This window comes from Alkalibacillus sp. S2W, from assembly GCF_046764385.1.
Classification (GTDB): domain Bacteria; phylum Bacillota; class Bacilli; order Bacillales; family Alkalibacillaceae; genus Alkalibacillus; species Alkalibacillus almallahensis.
Map to the genome: position 1 here is coordinate 964,517 of NZ_CP177234.1, position 17,113 is coordinate 981,629.

General features: G+C 37.4%; 20 protein-coding genes. 13 read left to right on the forward strand and 7 right to left on the reverse strand.

What is annotated here, in order from left to right; genetic code table 11:
- Positions 1-133 precede the first annotated feature (133 nt).
- A complete protein-coding gene (gene spxA / locus ACKXGF_RS05290) occupies positions 134-529 on the forward strand; it encodes a transcriptional regulator SpxA (RefSeq protein ID WP_167263884.1) in 396 nt (131 codons plus the stop codon).
- A 61-nt stretch (positions 530-590) separates the two neighbouring features.
- On the opposite strand, the gene ACKXGF_RS05295 is transcribed toward spxA, so the two are convergent.
- Positions 591-1,271: a TerC family protein gene (locus ACKXGF_RS05295; protein WP_411955175.1), complete on the reverse strand. Its 681-nt coding sequence runs from the start codon at positions 1,269-1,271 to the stop codon at positions 591-593.
- A 300-nt stretch (positions 1,272-1,571) separates the two neighbouring features.
- Here ACKXGF_RS05295 and mecA point away from each other — a divergent pair, with 300 nt between their 5' ends.
- The 4 genes from mecA to pepF all read left to right on the forward strand — a co-directional run bounded on the left by mecA (position 1,572) and on the right by pepF (position 7,184).
- A complete protein-coding gene (mecA, locus tag ACKXGF_RS05300) occupies positions 1,572-2,264 on the forward strand; it encodes an adaptor protein MecA (RefSeq protein WP_411955176.1) in 693 nt (230 codons plus the stop codon).
- A gap of 305 nt (positions 2,265-2,569) precedes the next feature.
- On the forward strand, positions 2,570-4,084 hold the full coding sequence (cls, locus tag ACKXGF_RS05305) for a cardiolipin synthase (protein ID WP_411955177.1): 1,515 nt from the start codon (positions 2,570-2,572) through the stop codon (positions 4,082-4,084).
- Positions 4,085-4,130: 46 nt separating this feature from the next.
- The gene (locus ACKXGF_RS05310) at positions 4,131-5,309 is read left to right on the forward strand and encodes a competence protein CoiA (protein ID WP_411955178.1); all 1,179 of its coding nucleotides are present in this window, start codon (positions 4,131-4,133) and stop codon (positions 5,307-5,309) included.
- Between the two features lie 75 nt (positions 5,310-5,384).
- On the forward strand, positions 5,385-7,184 hold the full coding sequence (gene pepF / locus ACKXGF_RS05315; protein WP_411955179.1) for an oligoendopeptidase F: 1,800 nt from the start codon (positions 5,385-5,387) through the stop codon (positions 7,182-7,184).
- A gap of 133 nt (positions 7,185-7,317) precedes the next feature.
- On the opposite strand, the gene ACKXGF_RS05320 is transcribed toward pepF, so the two are convergent.
- From ACKXGF_RS05320 to ACKXGF_RS05335, 4 genes are read right to left on the reverse strand one after another with little or no spacing between them, the layout of a single operon-like run.
- Positions 7,318-7,539 carry a hypothetical protein gene (locus tag ACKXGF_RS05320; protein ID WP_411955181.1) on the reverse strand — a complete coding sequence of 74 codons (222 nt, stop codon included), beginning with the start codon at positions 7,537-7,539 and terminating at the stop codon, positions 7,318-7,320.
- 9 nt (positions 7,540-7,548) lie between these two features.
- Positions 7,549-8,448 (reverse strand): ClpXP adapter SpxH family protein, encoded by a 900-nt coding sequence (locus ACKXGF_RS05325; RefSeq protein ID WP_411955182.1) that lies wholly within the window; start codon positions 8,446-8,448, stop codon positions 7,549-7,551.
- Positions 8,449-8,470: 22 nt separating this feature from the next.
- Positions 8,471-8,854 carry a protoglobin domain-containing protein gene (locus ACKXGF_RS05330; protein WP_411955183.1) on the reverse strand — a complete coding sequence of 128 codons (384 nt, stop codon included), beginning with the start codon at positions 8,852-8,854 and terminating at the stop codon, positions 8,471-8,473.
- Positions 8,855-8,914: 60 nt separating this feature from the next.
- Positions 8,915-9,541 (reverse strand): CYTH domain-containing protein, encoded by a 627-nt coding sequence (locus tag ACKXGF_RS05335; protein ID WP_411955185.1) that lies wholly within the window; start codon positions 9,539-9,541, stop codon positions 8,915-8,917.
- Between the two features lie 50 nt (positions 9,542-9,591).
- On the opposite strand from ACKXGF_RS05335, the gene ACKXGF_RS05340 reads away from it, so the two are divergent.
- Genes ACKXGF_RS05340 through ACKXGF_RS05350 form a run of 3 tightly spaced genes read left to right on the forward strand, consistent with a single transcriptional unit; the run spans position 9,592 to position 11,944 of the window.
- Positions 9,592-10,227 carry a GTP pyrophosphokinase family protein gene (locus ACKXGF_RS05340; protein WP_411955186.1) on the forward strand — a complete coding sequence of 212 codons (636 nt, stop codon included), beginning with the start codon at positions 9,592-9,594 and terminating at the stop codon, positions 10,225-10,227.
- Positions 10,228-10,260: 33 nt separating this feature from the next.
- Positions 10,261-11,070 (forward strand): NAD kinase, encoded by an 810-nt coding sequence (locus ACKXGF_RS05345; RefSeq protein WP_411955187.1) that lies wholly within the window; start codon positions 10,261-10,263, stop codon positions 11,068-11,070.
- 10 nt (positions 11,071-11,080) lie between these two features.
- Positions 11,081-11,944: an RluA family pseudouridine synthase gene (locus ACKXGF_RS05350; RefSeq protein ID WP_411955188.1), complete on the forward strand. Its 864-nt coding sequence runs from the start codon at positions 11,081-11,083 to the stop codon at positions 11,942-11,944.
- A 26-nt stretch (positions 11,945-11,970) separates the two neighbouring features.
- On the opposite strand, the gene ACKXGF_RS05355 is transcribed toward ACKXGF_RS05350, so the two are convergent.
- Positions 11,971-13,137, reverse strand: coding sequence for an FtsW/RodA/SpoVE family cell cycle protein (locus ACKXGF_RS05355; RefSeq protein WP_411955189.1), 1,167 nt, complete (start codon positions 13,135-13,137; stop codon positions 11,971-11,973).
- Between the two features lie 198 nt (positions 13,138-13,335).
- Here ACKXGF_RS05355 and fabI point away from each other — a divergent pair, with 198 nt between their 5' ends.
- Both fabI and ACKXGF_RS05365 read left to right on the forward strand, forming a co-directional pair.
- On the forward strand, positions 13,336-14,112 hold the full coding sequence (fabI, locus tag ACKXGF_RS05360) for an enoyl-ACP reductase FabI (protein ID WP_411955190.1): 777 nt from the start codon (positions 13,336-13,338) through the stop codon (positions 14,110-14,112).
- 217 nt (positions 14,113-14,329) lie between these two features.
- Complete coding sequence (locus ACKXGF_RS05365; protein ID WP_411955191.1) at positions 14,330-14,713, forward strand: CotO family spore coat protein; 384 nt, start codon at positions 14,330-14,332, stop codon at positions 14,711-14,713.
- 45 nt (positions 14,714-14,758) lie between these two features.
- Here ACKXGF_RS05365 and ACKXGF_RS05370 read toward each other — a convergent pair whose 3' ends face one another.
- The gene (locus ACKXGF_RS05370) at positions 14,759-15,226 is read right to left on the reverse strand and encodes a CotY/CotZ family spore coat protein (RefSeq protein ID WP_411955192.1); all 468 of its coding nucleotides are present in this window, start codon (positions 15,224-15,226) and stop codon (positions 14,759-14,761) included.
- 196 nt (positions 15,227-15,422) lie between these two features.
- Here ACKXGF_RS05370 and ACKXGF_RS05375 point away from each other — a divergent pair, with 196 nt between their 5' ends.
- From ACKXGF_RS05375 to ACKXGF_RS05385, 3 genes are all read left to right on the forward strand, one after another.
- Entirely contained in the window at positions 15,423-15,635 is a 213-nt protein-coding gene (locus ACKXGF_RS05375) for a hypothetical protein (protein WP_411955193.1), read from the forward strand.
- Between the two features lie 224 nt (positions 15,636-15,859).
- Positions 15,860-16,183, forward strand: a complete 324-nt coding sequence (locus ACKXGF_RS05380) for a hypothetical protein (RefSeq protein WP_411955194.1) — start codon at positions 15,860-15,862, stop codon at positions 16,181-16,183.
- A gap of 32 nt (positions 16,184-16,215) precedes the next feature.
- Positions 16,216-17,112, forward strand: a complete 897-nt coding sequence (locus ACKXGF_RS05385; protein WP_411955195.1) for an MBL fold metallo-hydrolase — start codon at positions 16,216-16,218, stop codon at positions 17,110-17,112.
- Position 17,113 lies beyond the last annotated feature (1 nt).

Below are 17,113 nucleotides of genomic sequence, written 5' to 3' on the forward strand. Positions count from 1 at the left end.
TAATTGAGAGCTCTTTTCAATTACATAGTTTTATTGTATACTAAAAGTACATTAGATTAGAGCAATTCTAAATTTAAATCGATTTTAATCGATTTGTTTCATGTCTTAAGCCGATAAAAGGAGAGTGAATGGCATGGTAACGTTATTTACATCACCAAGTTGTACGTCTTGTCGTAAAGCGAGAGCTTGGTTAGAGGAACACGAAATTCCATTTGAAGAACGAAATATTTTCTCAGATACATTGTCCAAAGACGAAATCAAAGAGATTTTACGTATGACAGAGGATGGAACTGACGAGATTGTTTCAAAACGGTCTAAGGTATTCCAAACTTTAGACGTGGGGTTAGATCAGATGCCACTTAAGGATTTAATTGACTTAATTCAAGAAAATCCAGGCTTATTACGTCGTCCAATTATTATGGATGAGAAACGTCTGCAGGTCGGATATAACGAAGATGAAATTCGTCGATTCTTACCACGTAATGTGCGTTCTTTCCAACTAGAAGAAGCAAAGCGTTTAGTTAATTAAGTTTACAGAGATATAAATAAAGCCGGACCTGATTTTCAAATGGTTCGGCTTTTTGTCTTTCTTATATAGCTGGTTTCCTACTGAGGTAGCCGATTAATAATACGAGTGTAACCATTAATAGTGGCCATGTGAGGGTATGATAAGGAATACTTGTCCAAACAGCTTCTATTTTTTCTTCTTTTAAAATTAACTCTGCACTTGTATAGGCTAATAAACTTGCGCCAAGATAAATCATAATAGGGTATTGTTTCATAAGCTTAAGAATAATTTGGCTACCGAAGATAATGAGCGGTACAGAGACGATCAATCCGAATAAAATGAGTAGAACATTTTGATTAGCTGCAGCTGAAATAGCTAGAACATTATCAAAGCCCATCACAACATCAGCAATGATAATCGTCTTGACAGCACCTAGAAAAGTTGTTGATGATTGAATATCTGGATGATCGTGAGCATCTTGGTCGCGTAATAGCTGGGTAGCGATGTAGAATAACAGTAGACCACCTATTAATTGGACATAAGGCATCGTTAATAAATAAATGGCGATTGTAGCAAGAATAAAACGGAAGGCAATTGCGAGTATTGTTCCGAAAACGATTGCTTTTTGTTGAAGGTGATCAGGTAGTTTTCGACTAGCCATGGCGATTACGATTGCATTGTCGCCACCAAGAATTAAGTCGATACCGATTATAATAAATAAAGCTTTTATTATATCCCAATTTAATTCTAATAAAAATTCCATGAAAAACCTCCTTTTTTGGCGTGACAAATAGTTCTATATGTTTTACAATTATGGATTAAATACAGAAATTCATTGTTATTTGAATTGTGGGACAGCTTGTTTCATACACGGGCGAACATGGAATTTTGAAAAAGCTAGTCAAAAACATTTTCAAAAAAAATGGACTTAACATAAATTATGATTAAGACAAAATCATTATGACATGATTGAAGGCAATGACTTTCGGGTATTGTTATATTAAGATAATCGGGTAAGTCCTTCCCAAGTAGTATTTAAAGGTAAGAAGGGAGAGGAAAAACAATGGAAATAGAAAGAATTAATGAAAACACATTAAAATTTTATATATCATATCAAGATATTGAAGAACGTGGTTTCACACGCGAAGATATTTGGTATAACAGGGAAAAAGGCGAAGAATTATTTTGGGATATGATGGATGAAGTGAATGATCATGAGGACTTCAGTGTTGATGGTCCATTATGGATTCAAGTTCAAGCAATGGATAAAGGATTAGAAATTGTTGTAACTAAGGCTCAGATTTCCAAAGATGGTAACAAGTTAGAACTACCAGATGCTGATGATCCAAATAGTGAAGGTGCGACACACGAGTTAGAGAATTTTATGGACCAAAATTTCTCAAAAGATTCAAAAGCATCAAACGAGAACAAAGGTCAGAAGAAAAAGAAGAAAACACATCTTGATGATGATTTAACATTAATGGTCACATTTAATGACATTGAAGATGCCATTTCATTAAGTCAATCAGTTCAAGATACACGCTTTGTAACCGATCGACTATTTGCATTTGACGATCAATATTTCATTCATGTCGGCTTTCCAAATGGCTTCTTAAGTGAAGATGAGCAGGAAGATTATATCAGTCGTCTGCTTGAATTTGGTGAAGAGTCCGCCATGACGAAACACTATCTAACAGAATATGGTGTAGAAATCTTTGAAGATGATGCTATGAAGCAGTTGAGAACACATTTTTAATAACTATAAAGCAAGCTTGTAAGTAGGCAAGCTTGCTTTTTTAAATTTATAAGTGGTTAAGTCAGTATGGTTTATACTTGGCAATTCAAACTAAGGTGTTTTGATTTTGGAAAAAAAGTTTAATCGAATGAAAAATAGGTTATTTCTAAAATATAAGAAAACTGAACTTAATGTTAGGCGTTATTGTTATTATTTTAAATCGACAAAAATTTTGTTTGGTTGAAAAAATGTGACAAATTTTGTACGCTAAGATTATTAACATAACAAAGGGATGTACTTGAGGGAAAAAGAGAGGCTTTGACGATATGTTGAAATGGATTCAAGTGCTGGTATTTACTGTGATTGTATTTGCAACTGGGTATTTGTCTTACGTAATTTGGGAAGGTCGAATTATTACGACGTTCTCTCTTTTTGTGACGATATCAGCAGTTTTAATCGGATTTATGATTTTTATTGAAAATCGCCAGCCTTCTCAGACAATTAATTGGATTCTTGTTTTTGCTGCGTTTCCTGTATTAGGATTCTTTTTCTACTTAATTTTTGGTCGTAACTATAAAAAAAGAAAACGTTACGATGAAAAGCAAGAACAGGACGAGGAAGCGTTTAATAAAATTGAAGGGCATCGGCCTATTCAAGAAGAAGATCTAAACCAAATGGGCGATCATCAGAAAATGTTCTTCCGTCTAGCGCATGAACTAGGAAATTCACCTGTTTCTTTCAATTCGCAAACCCAGGTGTTAACGAATGGGTCAGAGAAATTTCCAGCTATTTTAGAATCTTTAAAAAAAGCGAGGCACCATATACATTTAGAGTATTACATTGTTAGACATGATGAGATTGGTCAAGAGATAAAAAACGTGTTAATTGAGAAGGCCAAAGAAGGTGTGGAAGTACGCTTTCTTTTTGACGCTGTTGGAAGTTGGCGTTTGTCGGATGGCTTTAAACAAGATTTACGAGATGCGGGTGTTAAACTTAAAGCATTTGCTCCAGTAAGATTACCTTTTATCGGAAGCCGAATTAACTTTAGAAATCACCGCAAAATTATTGTGGTTGATGGGGAACAAGGTTTCATGGGTGGACTGAATATTGGTGATGAATATTTAGGACGTAATGCACATTTTGGCGAATGGCGTGATACGCATTTATTCGTTCGTGGAGAAGCGGTTAGAACGTTACAGTTGATCTTTTTACAAGATTGGTATTATGAGACGAATGAACATTTGTTAACGCAAGATTATCTTTCACCAGAAGTTGTAATTACACATAGTGAAGCTGGCGGTATTCAGTTAATTGCTGACGGTCCAGATACTCAATGGGAAAACATAAAGAAATTATATTTCTCCATGATTATTTCAGCGAAAAAGTCGATTTGGATTGCTTCGCCATATTTTATACCTGATGATGATATTTTAACCGCAATGAAAGTAGCTAGTTTAAGTGGAGTGGATGTGCGCTTAATGATGCCAAGTGTACCTGATAAAAGAATTGTTTATCATGCTTCACGCTCTTATTATCCAGAATTGATGGAAGCTGGAGTGAAGGTTTATGAGTATAGCCGAGGTTTCTTGCATAGTAAGGTTATCATTGTTGATGAAGAGTTAGCCTCAATTGGAACATCGAACATGGATATGCGAAGTTTCCACTTAAATTTTGAAGTAAATGCCTTTTTATTCCGTACGGATAGCACCGCAAAGTTAGTAGAAGATTTCCGTCAAGATTTTGATGAGTCACGAGAAATCGATCCTAGTTCGTTTAATAAACGTTCGATTCTTATTCGAGTAATGGAATCCTTCTTTCGCTTATTGTCACCACTACTATGATGCAGTGGTGATAAGCGAATGATAAAAATGTAAGGAGAGATGCCTATTGTTGAAAGCAATGAAAGAAAATGGTCAATCCGTCATTGCGTTTAGCCAGTCTAAAGAGAGACTAAACCAATTACGTGAAGAAAAATTAGTTTGTCCTTCTTGTCAAAAACCAGTCATTTTAAAAGCCGGCTCCATTAACATTCCGCATTTTGCCCATGACTACGATGCCTCATGTGCTTATGGCAAAGGCGAAACAGAAACCCACCTACAAGGGAAAATGCATATAGCCACTTGGTTACACCGACAAAGTTACCCTGTTTATCTAGAACAATACATTCAATCCATTGATCGCCGAGCAGATGTTTTAACAAAGATAAATGATACGTACATTGCTTTTGAATATCAGTGTTCACCGCTTGAACCAGAAGAATTGCGTATTCGTACGGAAGATTATATGAGACAGGGGATTGTTTGTGTTTGGATATTTGGTCCTGGTTACCATAAACCTTACCAAGAATCTTTTTATCGGGTAGCACCTGTAATTCGCGCTTCATTATTACACCACCCTTATGCTAAAACACCTCGCTTTTTCACTTACGAACCAAAAAGTTATACATTACACCTGCATGAAACTAGCTTCGTTCATCAGCACAATGCTTTTACCACAACTCGAAGTGATAGGGTTACGAACTGGACGATTCCCCAGATTTTCGCTTCTAAAGCTTCTCAATCAATTAATCTCCAACAATGGTTATTTCAAAAAAAGCGTTTTCGTTCTAAACAGCGGCAATTCGCTTCCAAAATTGAAGAAGACTATATGAACTATTTATACACTCATTCACTTCATCCTCAGTTTTTACCTTCCTGTATTTATTTACCCGTTGCAAATTATCACCTAGATCAGACACCAGTTTATATTTGGCAAACATCGTTTATAATCGATCTTTTTAATGAATTAGAACAGGGAGATGAACTGAATTGGTATGATGTTTATGATATGATGCGGGTCTTTTTTCAAAATCGTCTCACTGCAGCTTATCCAACTTCATTTCGCCATCCTCTTTATAGTTACTTAGACACACTCGTTTCGCTTGATTTATTAGAAAAACGGAGCCCTAGCCATTTTGTTAAGAAAGCAGATGTGATTTTTCCTAAAACGTTAGATGAAGCGCTAGAACAAGATGAGGCAACACTTAATCAACTTTTTAACTGTATGTTGAATGAAAAAGTTAAGTAGTTTGTTTTACATTCTGATATAACTTTTATAAAATAGTGAATTGTAAGAAAAATTACGATTGTGGGAGGTTACATAATGGCGAAGGAGATCAAAACGAGAGAGGAAGTCCCAACTGAATTGACTTGGGATTTGGAAGCCATTTTCGAAACGGATGAAGCGTGGGAAGAAGCACTACAAGCTTTACATGATGAATTACCTAAGATTACAGCATATAAAGGGAAGATCGCCGAGTCATCTGATAACTTATTAGCGGTTTTACAACTAGAAGATGATTTTCAAATACGCTTACAAAAAGTGTTTGTCTATTCACACATGCGTTCAGATCAAGATACAGCGAATAGTCAGTATCAGGATCAAGACGCACGGGCAACGTCACTTGTTACACAAGTTATGAGTGCGTTCAGTTATGTAACACCTGAAATATTGGCCATGGATGATGCGACAATTGAGAAATTTATTGCTGATAACGATGAACTGAAGCACTATGAAAAAACATTACGTGACATTATGAAGTCGCGACCTCATGTTTTATCAGAGAAAGAAGAATCACTATTAGCAGAAGTCTCTGAGGTCACACAGACACCTGGTAATGCGTTTGGTATGTTAAACAATGCTGATATCGAATTCCCAACGATTACAGATGAAAATGGGGAAGAGACGCAATTATCGCACGGTCGTTTTCGTGACTTTTTAGACTCAAAAGATCGCAATGTCCGAAAACAAGCATTTGATGCGATGTATGATACGTTTGGTCAGTACCAAAATACGTTTTCCGCGACTTTAAGTGGGCAAGTGAAGAAAGCGAACTTCTTTGCGAAGGCGCGCAATTATAATTCAGCACGAGAAGCGGCGTTAGATAAGAATAATATCTCAGAACAAGTTTATGATAATTTACTTGAAGCGATTAATGATCGTTTACCGTCACTTCATCGTTACATGAAATTGAAAAAACGTATGCTTGAAGTTGATGAGTTACACATGTATGACATCTATACACCGCTTGTTGATGAGAAAATGGATGTGACGATTGAAGAAGCAAAGGATTGGGTTCTTAAGGGCTTAGCTCCATTAGGGGAAGAGTACACCTCCATTGTTCAAAAAGGTTATAACGAACGTTGGATCGATTGGCTTGAGACAAAAGGTAAACGCAGTGGTGCTTACTCATCTGGCGGTTATTTAACCAATCCGTATATCCTTATGAATTGGCAGGATAATGTGGATAATTTATTTACATTGGCTCATGAGTTAGGCCACTCATTACACAGTTATTATACGCATCAGAATCAAGCACCTCGTTATGGTAACTATTCTATTTTTGTGGCTGAAGTTGCTTCAACAGCTAATGAAGCATTGTTAAATGACCATATGCTAAAGACGCTTGATAGTAAACAGAAGAAACTTTATTTACTTAATAACTTCTTAGAAGGTTTCCGAGGAACTGTTTTCCGTCAAACGATGTTTGCTGAGTTTGAACATGAAATTCATCAACGTGAGCAACAAGGTGAAGCGCTGACAGCTGAAAAATTAACCGATATTTATTATAAGCTAAACCAGAAGTATTTCGGTGACGATGTTCATGTTGATGAAAAAATCGGACTTGAATGGGCACGCATTCCACACTTCTATATGGGCTATTATGTTTATCAATATGCAACGGGTTATTCAGCAGCGACAGCATTAGCCGCTAAGATCCTAGAGGAAGGTGAACCAGCCGTAGAGAAATTTAAAGATTTCTTGAAAGCAGGAAGTAGTGAAGACCCTATTGATGTACTGAAGAAGGCTGGTGTGGATATGACAGAGAAGGCACCAATTTTAGAAGCATTAGACGTATTTGATGCAAAATTAGATGAATTTGAAGCGTTATTAAATGAATAATGAAAAATGCAGGCGGCATAAACCGCCTGCATTTTTTTGACCTGTTGATTTATTTCATAAGTTAGCCAAATTATGAGATAAATTCTAGGATTTTTGAAATAACTGGTGAAAGTTTTGAAATAAATAAGCTTATTTATTTCAAAACTTTTTGCGGAATGAATTTTTCTGGGTGAATGAGGCAATAAATAAAAATAGTACCAGAAACAGAAGCGGCATGCTGATCAAACGTGGTATTAATTGCATCATGCCGAGTGTATTCAATAAAAAAGCACCTATAATCAGTATCAACCAAAAGAGGAGTCGGATCATCATCATCGCTTCCTTTTTTGATACTCATCATATGGTGCTTTTCCATAAGTTATGCCTAATTTGATTCAATGTACTTCCAAAATGTGCCGTATTTGACGGGGATACGTTCGACTTTACGCGTTAGTTGGAGTTTCTTTAATTCGCGTTCTGTTTTCTCTTCGCTCCAATCAAATACAACCGCAATTTCTTTTGAGGCGACAAATTTAAAGTGAGATAAGAAATCAATGAGTGCAGGTTTAACAGTTGGACGTGCTGCACGTCCCATCACTTCAAATAAAGCCTTCACATAAGAATCATAATCGTATATACCAGATACTTTCAAACCGTCCTCGGTTTCTTCTTGATTGAACAAAACAATGGATGGTGTCTGGTCAACACCCATTTCTTGTGCCACATGAAGATCACATTTTAACGCTTTTTTTGCAGTGTTTGAATATAAATCATGATAAAACTCATCTACATCCAAATTGACTTTATCAGCAACTTCCAATAAAACGGATTCATCTGAAACGTTTTGTTGGTCTAAGAATAAATACTCGCGTAATTTCCGTAAAAAATCCGTGCTTAGTCGGTGTCCCTGTAATTCAGCTGCTTTGATCGCAAGCGATGTTAATAACGGGGAGGAAACAGGATTATTATTTGAGATAGCTTCATCACAATTCATGCCAGTTCGTTGTGATAGTTTTCGCCACGAATACTGAATGTTATCGGAACGGTTAAGTGACGAAATATTCATTTCAGTCGATTTACCCGTAATAATGGTTCTTAATTTGAAATAACAACCGTATTCCATCGCTAATTTTTTGATATAAGGCTCGAACGACCAACATTCTGGACATAATGGGTCGACAAAAAAGTATATTTCGACGGGTTTATTAAGTAAGTTACAGAAGTCAATTTGGGAATTATCATTCGATGCAAGATTGTTCATGACATTCGCTGTTTGATCCACCACATCGATTCCCCTTTCGATCTCTCTATTCCGGTGTGTTCATCATATGATTAGCTGTCATCGTTAAACGCTCAAAAATCGAGCTACGATAAGGTTCTTCAATCTCAGCTTCTTCAAGCGCTTCTTCCATGCAACTTAACCATGCATCACGTCTCGTTGGTGTAATGGTAAAATACATATGACGTGCGCGAAGCATCGGATGGCCATGTTCTTGAATATAAAGTTGTGGGCCACCGAAAAATTGGGTTAAAAATTGTTTTTGTTTACGTTTCGTTTCGGTTAAATCGTCTGGAAAAATTGGTGTTAAGTCCGGATGTTCGGCAACACGTTTATAAAACGCATCGACAATTCGTTGGACTGCCGCTTCTCCTCCAATGGCTTCGTAGACGTTACCTTGTTGGTGTGCCATAGAAATCCCTCTCTTTTTCAATATTGTAGCAACGTCGGCGCGTCATATCAATTAATATGACTAGTTAACGCTTTGAAAAAACCTGGCAATTTTGTTCGGTGTATGACGTTCAGGAATGTTAAATTGACTTAATAGATTGTGAAAGTATGCTTGACCTTGATCCATACTAGGGGCCTCAACCTCTAGTTCATAATCAGTCATGCCGTTGTAATCACTGTAATCAAGGACAAGGATGATGTCATGATCTTGCCGCTCATATCGATAGGTCGTAAGCTGACCTTTATAACGAATGTCTGACTCTTCGATTCCTATAGCGTTTAACTGCTGACGGATATTGTCACCTAAAGTGATTTCATCTTGACACCATGCTTTAAATTGTTCTTCCGTTAAGGTGTCATGCGTTTCTAGTAAACCGTTTTCGACAGGTTGTTTTAACGTTGCAACATAAGCATCTGTTTTCTCACGAATACGGAGAGCAGCACCTTGTTGTTTTAAGCGAAAATCATTTGTTTCAAAATAGTAATTCACTTGTCTTATAGGTTCTAAATCATTCATATAATGAGCAACTAAATTGTTATATTCATCGCGTTCGAGTAGATTTTTAAATTCAATTTCGATTTCTTGCAATGCTTGTTCACCTCGCTTAACACTAATTTTCATTATGACGGATAAATTTGTTAGATTCAACGATTATGGCTCCTGCCAAATTATGATACAATATAGATGATTAGGACATCATGGAAAGTGGGGGAGACACGTTGAAATGGGATATATTTTTAGCACCATACAGTCAAGCCGTTGATGAGTTAAAGATTAAATTAAAAGGTATGCGGAAGCAATTCGATTATGAATCCAGACATTCTCCCATCGAGTTTGTAACAGGTCGGGTGAAGCCGATTACGAGTATCGTCGATAAAGCCAAACGGCGTGAAATTCCGATTCCTAAAATTGAAGAAGAAGTTCAAGATATAGCGGGCTTAAGAGTTGTTTGTCCGTTTGTTGATGATATATATGAAGTCGTCGAAATGATTCGTGCACGACAAGACTTTGAAATTGCAGAAGAGAAAGATTACATAGAGAAAAACAAGGAGAGTGGTTACCGCTCATATCACGTGATCATTCGATATCCAGTTGAAACGATTCACGGTGAACGCAAAATCTTAGCAGAAATCCAAATTCGAACATTAGCCATGAATTTTTGGGCAATAAACGAACATTCATTAAACTATAAATATTCAGGGCAAATACCTGAGGATGTTACAACACGATTACGCAATGCTGCTGAAGCGGCTTTCCGTTTAGATGAAGAAATGTCGAAAATCAGACAAGAGATTCGCGAAGCACAAGAATATTTCAGAAGAACGAAAGAATAATCAGTCGTTGCTAAATTAAAAGGTGGGATCAATGTGAAATTTGCAGTACAAAGCCGGGGCGATCAAACATCAAAGGAACTTGAGTCAAAATTCAAGAGTTACTTATCTGAGTTTAATTTAGAATACAATGAAGAGGAACCAGATCTCGTCATCTCAATTGGAGGCGACGGAACGTTACTTGAAGCGTTTCATAGTTATGTTCATCGTCTTGATAAAACAGCATTTATTGGTGTTCATACAGGACATCTCGGTTTCTATGCAGATTGGGTACCAGAAGAGTTAGAAAAATTAATTATTGAGATAGCTCGAACACCGTTTCAAGTTGTTGAGTATCCATTATTAGAGTTAACCATTCGTCCAGCTGATTATGACGAAGAGCATTGTTATTTAGCTTTGAATGAAGTCTCTGTGAAGACAGCAGAAGGCTCGGTCGTATTAGACGTTGAAATTAAAGGGGAGCATTTCGAAACATTCCGTGGTGACGGCTTATGTATTTCGACACCATCTGGTTCAACAGCTTATAATAAAGCGTTAGGCGGTGCCATTATTCACCCGTCACTTGAAGCTTTTCAAATAACGGAAATGGCATCCATAAACAATCGTGTGTTCCGTACGGTAGGTTCACCTCTAATTTTGCCGAAACATCATACAGCAGTTATGAAGCCTAAAAGTGAACGTAACTTTTTAATAACGATTGATCATTTAACAATGACATTCAATCATGTGCATAGTATTCAGTGTCGTGTTTCGAAGGAAAAAGTAAGATTTGCGCGATTCCGCCCATTCCCGTTTTGGAGTCGTGTCCATGATTCATTTATTTCGGATGAGAGTACAGAGTTTTAGGTGAGTTATTATGGAATTTAGATGGACAATCGAATCAACTTATGATGATTGGCTCGTACGTGATTATTTAAAGCATGTGCGAGCTTTTTCAGGTCAACTGATAAAAGCCATGAAACAATCTGGCGTTATCGAAGTTAATGGTGAAGTGGTCACAATAGCAAAGCGTCTTAATCACATGGATGTACTTAAAGTCGTTTTGCCTAAAGAACAGCGAAGTAAGGCCTTTCAGCCGAAACAAGAGCTGTTAAGTATCGTGTATGAAGATGAACATGTTTTGGTCGTCAATAAAGAGCGGGGCAAGGCTGTAACCCCAAATATGAATGATGAAGCAGGTGTTACCTTAATTGAAGCTGTTCTGGGCTATTTTGATAGACAGGGACTCGAGACTACAGGACACGTCGTCACACGATTAGATCGATATACATCTGGACTCGTTTTGATCGCGAAACATCGCTATAGTCATCATTTAATGCAACAAGTGAGTATAGATCGATGCTATGAAGGGGTTGTTGAAGGTTTATTGTCTGGGTCAGGGGCTCTTAAATGGCCCATTGCGCGCCATTTGCCATCAATTATTGAGCGCAGGGTAAGTGAAGACGGTCAACCAGCTGTGACGCATTACCGAGTTAAATTGGCGGGGCATGATCGCTCGTTAGTTGAGCTGAAGTTAGAAACAGGTCGAACCCATCAAATCCGTGTTCATATGGCGCATTTAGGTTATCCATTAATTGGCGATGACCTTTATGGTAGTGAATCACATGATTTAGTGGGTCAAGCACTTCATTGTAAGTGGTTAAAATTTATCCATCCTATTTCGGGTCAAGAGATTACAGCGTATGCGAAAACACCACATGAATTAATCGAATTATTATAAAAAGCCAGGTGCATTGCTGCACCTGGCTATTCTGTTTCGAACATATAATCTTTTTTACGTGAATGGATATTCAAGACAATTCCAATGGCTGCCATATAGACCAGTAAAGATGTACCACCGTAACTCAGGAATGGTAGTGGTAAACCAGTTAGTGGTAAGAGTTGAACGGACATGCCAATGTTTTGGAAAATTTGATAAAAGAACATACCGACAAAGCCGACTGCTAAATAAGTACCGAATGGATCGCGACAATCAAGCGCAATTTGAATAATCCGATAGATTAATAGGAAATACAAAATAATCACGACACTTGAACCGATGAAACCAAATTGTTCGGCTATAGCGGTGAAGATCATGTCTGAATGTTGCTCAGGAATTGATAGCTGAAAATTACCTAGTCCTTTGCCAAACAACTCGCCAGACCCAATTGCAAGCATGGAGCGGATAGACTGCATGCCTGAACCGTCTTCATATAAATGTGGGTTCTGCCAAGCTTGTATACGGTATACAGCGTGTCTAAATGGGGTATCCATCCAGAAGTTCACGAATTGTTCTGTAAACATTAAGTATACTGTGACTAAAATGCCACTGAACACCGCCAATATCCCAATTAATGAAAAAATGAAACGCCAGCGAATACCAGATATTAAGATAAGAAACCCTGCAATCGAGAGGATAACCATACCTGAACCCAAATCAGGCTGCATAACAATAAGGACAAGAGGAGGTATGGTTAAACCTAAAATCTTGCTTAGCAAAATAGAATCATATTTTAAATTTTTGTCAGTCCACTGTTCATTATGTGACGTAATGACATGTGCCAACGTAATAACTAGAAAAACTTTCATAAATTCAGAAGGTTGTAGGGAACCGACTGGTAACTGATACCAGCTATAAGAACCGTTAATTTCCACAGCAAATACAAATAGCCCGGCAAGCATAGCTACACCTAAAAAATAAAGAGGCCAAGCTAGTTTACGATAAAAGTCAAAATCTAGTAACATAATCGCCGCAATCCCTATTCCGCCAATCACGAACCATGTTATCTGTTGTATATAAAAATCGATGTTCGATAAATCCCCTCGCAAATGTGGTTGCAATAAATAAAGTGTTATAATTCCAATCGTAATGAGACTCACCATTACGAATAATAGGAAGGTATCGAGTTTTTTGTCGTTTCCGTAGTTCTCCATGGATGGGACTCCTTTAATGTTATCATCTCTTCTATTTTCAAGTATTTGACGGGATTCGTCAATGTGCAGTCTTTAACAGTTTATGAACGTTTTAGTATAATCAGAGAAAATGATTGTAAGCTGAAGGTTTTTTTTATAAAATAGTAGCAGGTACTAATAATAAATCATAAATTTATGACTGATCAGGAGGTCATTTGAATGAATTTTTCTTTAGAAGGTAAGACGTATGTTGTGATGGGTGTTGCGAACCGTCGTAGTATTGCTTGGGGGATTGCACAAGCGCTACACAATGCAGGAGCACGCTTGGTCTTTACGTATGCGAATGAACGATTTGAGAAGCCAGTCCGTGAATTAGCAGGTTCTTTAGATCGCGACGATTCCTTGTTTTATGAATGTGATGTAACAGATGATGAAGCGATCAAGCAGACGTTCACGAGTATTAAAGAGGATGTTGGCGTGATTCATGGTTTAGCACATTGTATCGCATTTGCGAACCGTGATGACTTAAACGGAGAATTCGTTGATACATCTCGTGATGGTTTCTTATTATCACAAAATATCAGTGCGTACTCATTAGCAGCAGTTGCACGTGAATCCAAAGACTTGATGACAGAAGGTGGAAGCATCGTAACGCTCACATACCTTGGAGGCGAGCGCGTTGTGCAAAACTATAATGTCATGGGTGTTGCTAAGGCAAGCCTTGATGCGACGATGAAGTATACTGCAAATGATTTAGGTAAGCATGGAATTCGTGTGAACGCGATTTCAGCAGGTCCAATTCGTACGTTGTCAGCGAAAGGTGTTGGCGATTTTAATTCAATTTTACAAGAAATCGAAGAACGCGCGCCTTTACGTAAACCAGTCACGCAAGAAGAAGTCGGTGATGTTGCTTACTTCTTAATGAGTGATCTATCTCGCGGTATGACAGGCGAAATTCTCCACGTTGACTCTGGTTTTAATATTTTAGGTAAATAATTAGATGATTATGATGAAAGCTCAACCTTTGCGGGTTGAGCTTTTTTTTATTCAAGAACAGCGTTTAAATTTATTAAATAAATGCGGGTATTTATGAGATAAGTTGAAGGATTTTTGAAATAAATAAGTGAAATTATTTCAAAAGTGCTCGAGCTGAACATCATTAGGCTGTTGTGCATACGGTAAAGTGAAGGAGATTAAGAAAGGAGTCGGTTTTATGTCGGAAAAACAAGCTAAACCACCATTATTATTTATTTCAAATCCAATACAGTCAGAACCTGAAGCAAAAGCTCAGAAGCAATACTATAGTTTAGAGGAGACGTTTTCATCTAAATCTGAATCTGAAAGTCATGCTACAGACGCTACAAGTAAACGTCGAAAATTTCATGATATGACGATTGATGAAAAACTGAAATATATGACGGATATGCCAGTGATTATGCCTAAGATGAAATGTGAAGTCATCACGTCTAATCAAATTTATGTAGGGACAGTCGAACAATGTGATGATGAGCAACTGGTGATTCGTACCGTTGAGCAAGGTTTTAAAGTTAATATGAAACGAGAAAATATTAAAGATGTTCGATTGAAAGGCTTTTAATCTAAATAAAAAAGAGCTGCTTACGAAAAGCAGCTCTTTTTTGATTTATCCAAGTGTGTTCATAGCTGGTAAGCAAGTGACGTGGCAGAAGCAATCGAGATCTACTGTGATACAAATGCCTGTCGCGCGTAAGTTGCCTGTTTTTTGTTTAGTTGGATCGACACAGCCTGGTTGTGCGTCAGATGGGTCACGTAATAATTCTAGAGTGGCGCAGTTATCGCGACCTACATCATTGACTCTAAAGAAGAAACTATCTAGAACGGTATGGTTCTGATCATTGCGTACTCCGAATCCTCTGAATGGTTCGCATTTGCAGTAAAGTAAAACTGGGACCGTATCTAGATTGTTCGGTGCAGTTGTATCACCTCGTAAGTCTTGAATGGATTGTTCACATCCGATATCGCAATCATCATCTACGATATCATCTTGCGCGTCGACGATTTGTCGTAAAATATCAGCAACGCAGTTCTTATCATCTTTTTTATGATGACCCTGTTCATCGCAGCAAGACATAAGCAAGCTCCTTTCTAAAATAGTCTTTTGACTAAGGTTACGTTAATAATGTATGCCCATATCGAATGACGGTGTGGGCGTTTGACTGAGTTTTACTAGGAATTTGTTTTGTCTTTGTCGGGCAGTTACCTACGCTAACAAAAGGACATTTGCATAGACTAATTAATGCAAGATACATCGGGAGAGGAGTGAACTTATGGGCCAATCAAAAAAAGAAATACATGTAAATGATTTAATTATTCGAGCAGAAAATGTTGTTGTTGAGCCTACAGAGAAACAGTCACAGCCATGGATTGGTCGTGAAGTGAAGAGCGAACATCATCATGAAGCGGACACAATAAAAGAGGAAGAAGACGACTTAGATGATGATCACCATCATGATAAACGACCGCCTTTTTCATGGATTTAAATGAACAGAGGAACTCGCCTACATAAGGTGAGTTCCTCGTTTAATGAGCATAGTGTTTAGTTTTTAGATAAATGGTGCTAGTTATTTAAAAAGTCAGACCATTTATTTCAAAAATAAGAGGAATTATCTCATTATTACTTCTTTTACACTCATAAAATTTAAAGAAAATACGAATATATTATTTACAAAACGGGTATAGAAGTACTAAGGAAGGAGTTGATTGTATGGGTTATATTTTACCAGTTGATCAATATCAATATCAGCGGTATCACCAACGCGTGACAGCTGAAAATCGTGTTCCATACATGGTTGAGCGTCCATTTGGTGTTGAACTTGATACGAAACGTAAACAAGCATTTGAGTATGCAGAAGATCGCAAACAAATGAGTAAGCGTTACCAAAACAACTCCCAAGACGAACAGATAAAAAATGCTGAACAAGCTGAAACGATGCAATTATACACGCCTGACAATGTTCATCATCCAGCAAACTTAAGGAATTTTAAAGAATTGACAGGAAAAGGACAGTTCTTTAGCGAAAGTATCTAATTGAGTGCTAGGCTAAGGAAAGGACTTAAATTATGAAGATGAATCAAATTAATGAACATTGTTATTATTTTCATAGCTCCGTCAATGTGGGGTACGTGCATGAAGGTGATCAAGGCTTATTAATAGATGCTGGAATTGATGCCTCGGCGATTCGAAAAGTCGTAAGGCAACTTGATGAACAGGGGTTACCTGTGACGCATCTATTTATAACCCATGCCCATGCAGACCACTTTGGCGGAGCGAGTTATTTATATAAACATTATGGTGTAAAGATTATTGCCCCGCCGTTAGAGGCATCAATCATGAAACATTCCATACTGGAACCGATATACTTATTTCAAGGCACCACACCACCTAATGAAATTCGTAATAAATTTCTGGAAGGGCCTCCGATTGATGTTGATTTAATTGTTGATGAAGGCAGGCATACGATCGATGGATTCGAATTAGACTGTATCCTAACACCAGGGCATAGTTATCATCAGTTAGCAATTGCAACACATGATGTGTTATTTGCGGCTGATAGTTATTTTGGTGAAAAAGAGCTTCATAAACATAAAATTCCATTTTTAACATGTGCTCATGATACGGTTCATAGCCTTGAAAAGTTAAAAAAGACGAATTATAGTGGAGCAATTCCTGGTCACGGAAAATTTGAAGAAGATTATCACGATACACTTGAAGCCAATATCGCTTATCATCGCTCTGTTTTAAATGCTTTATATGAAATGGTACGAATCTCACCACATGGGCTATCCTTAGAAGATGTCGTTTCATATATGTGTGCTCGATTCAATGTAAATGCAGAACAATTATCTCAATACCTACTGTTCCGCACAGCTGTAGGTGGTTATGTGAAAGCTTTAATAGATGAAGGCGACTTTCACTGTGAAATAGAAAATTATCGAGTCATGATTAAAGCATCATAAC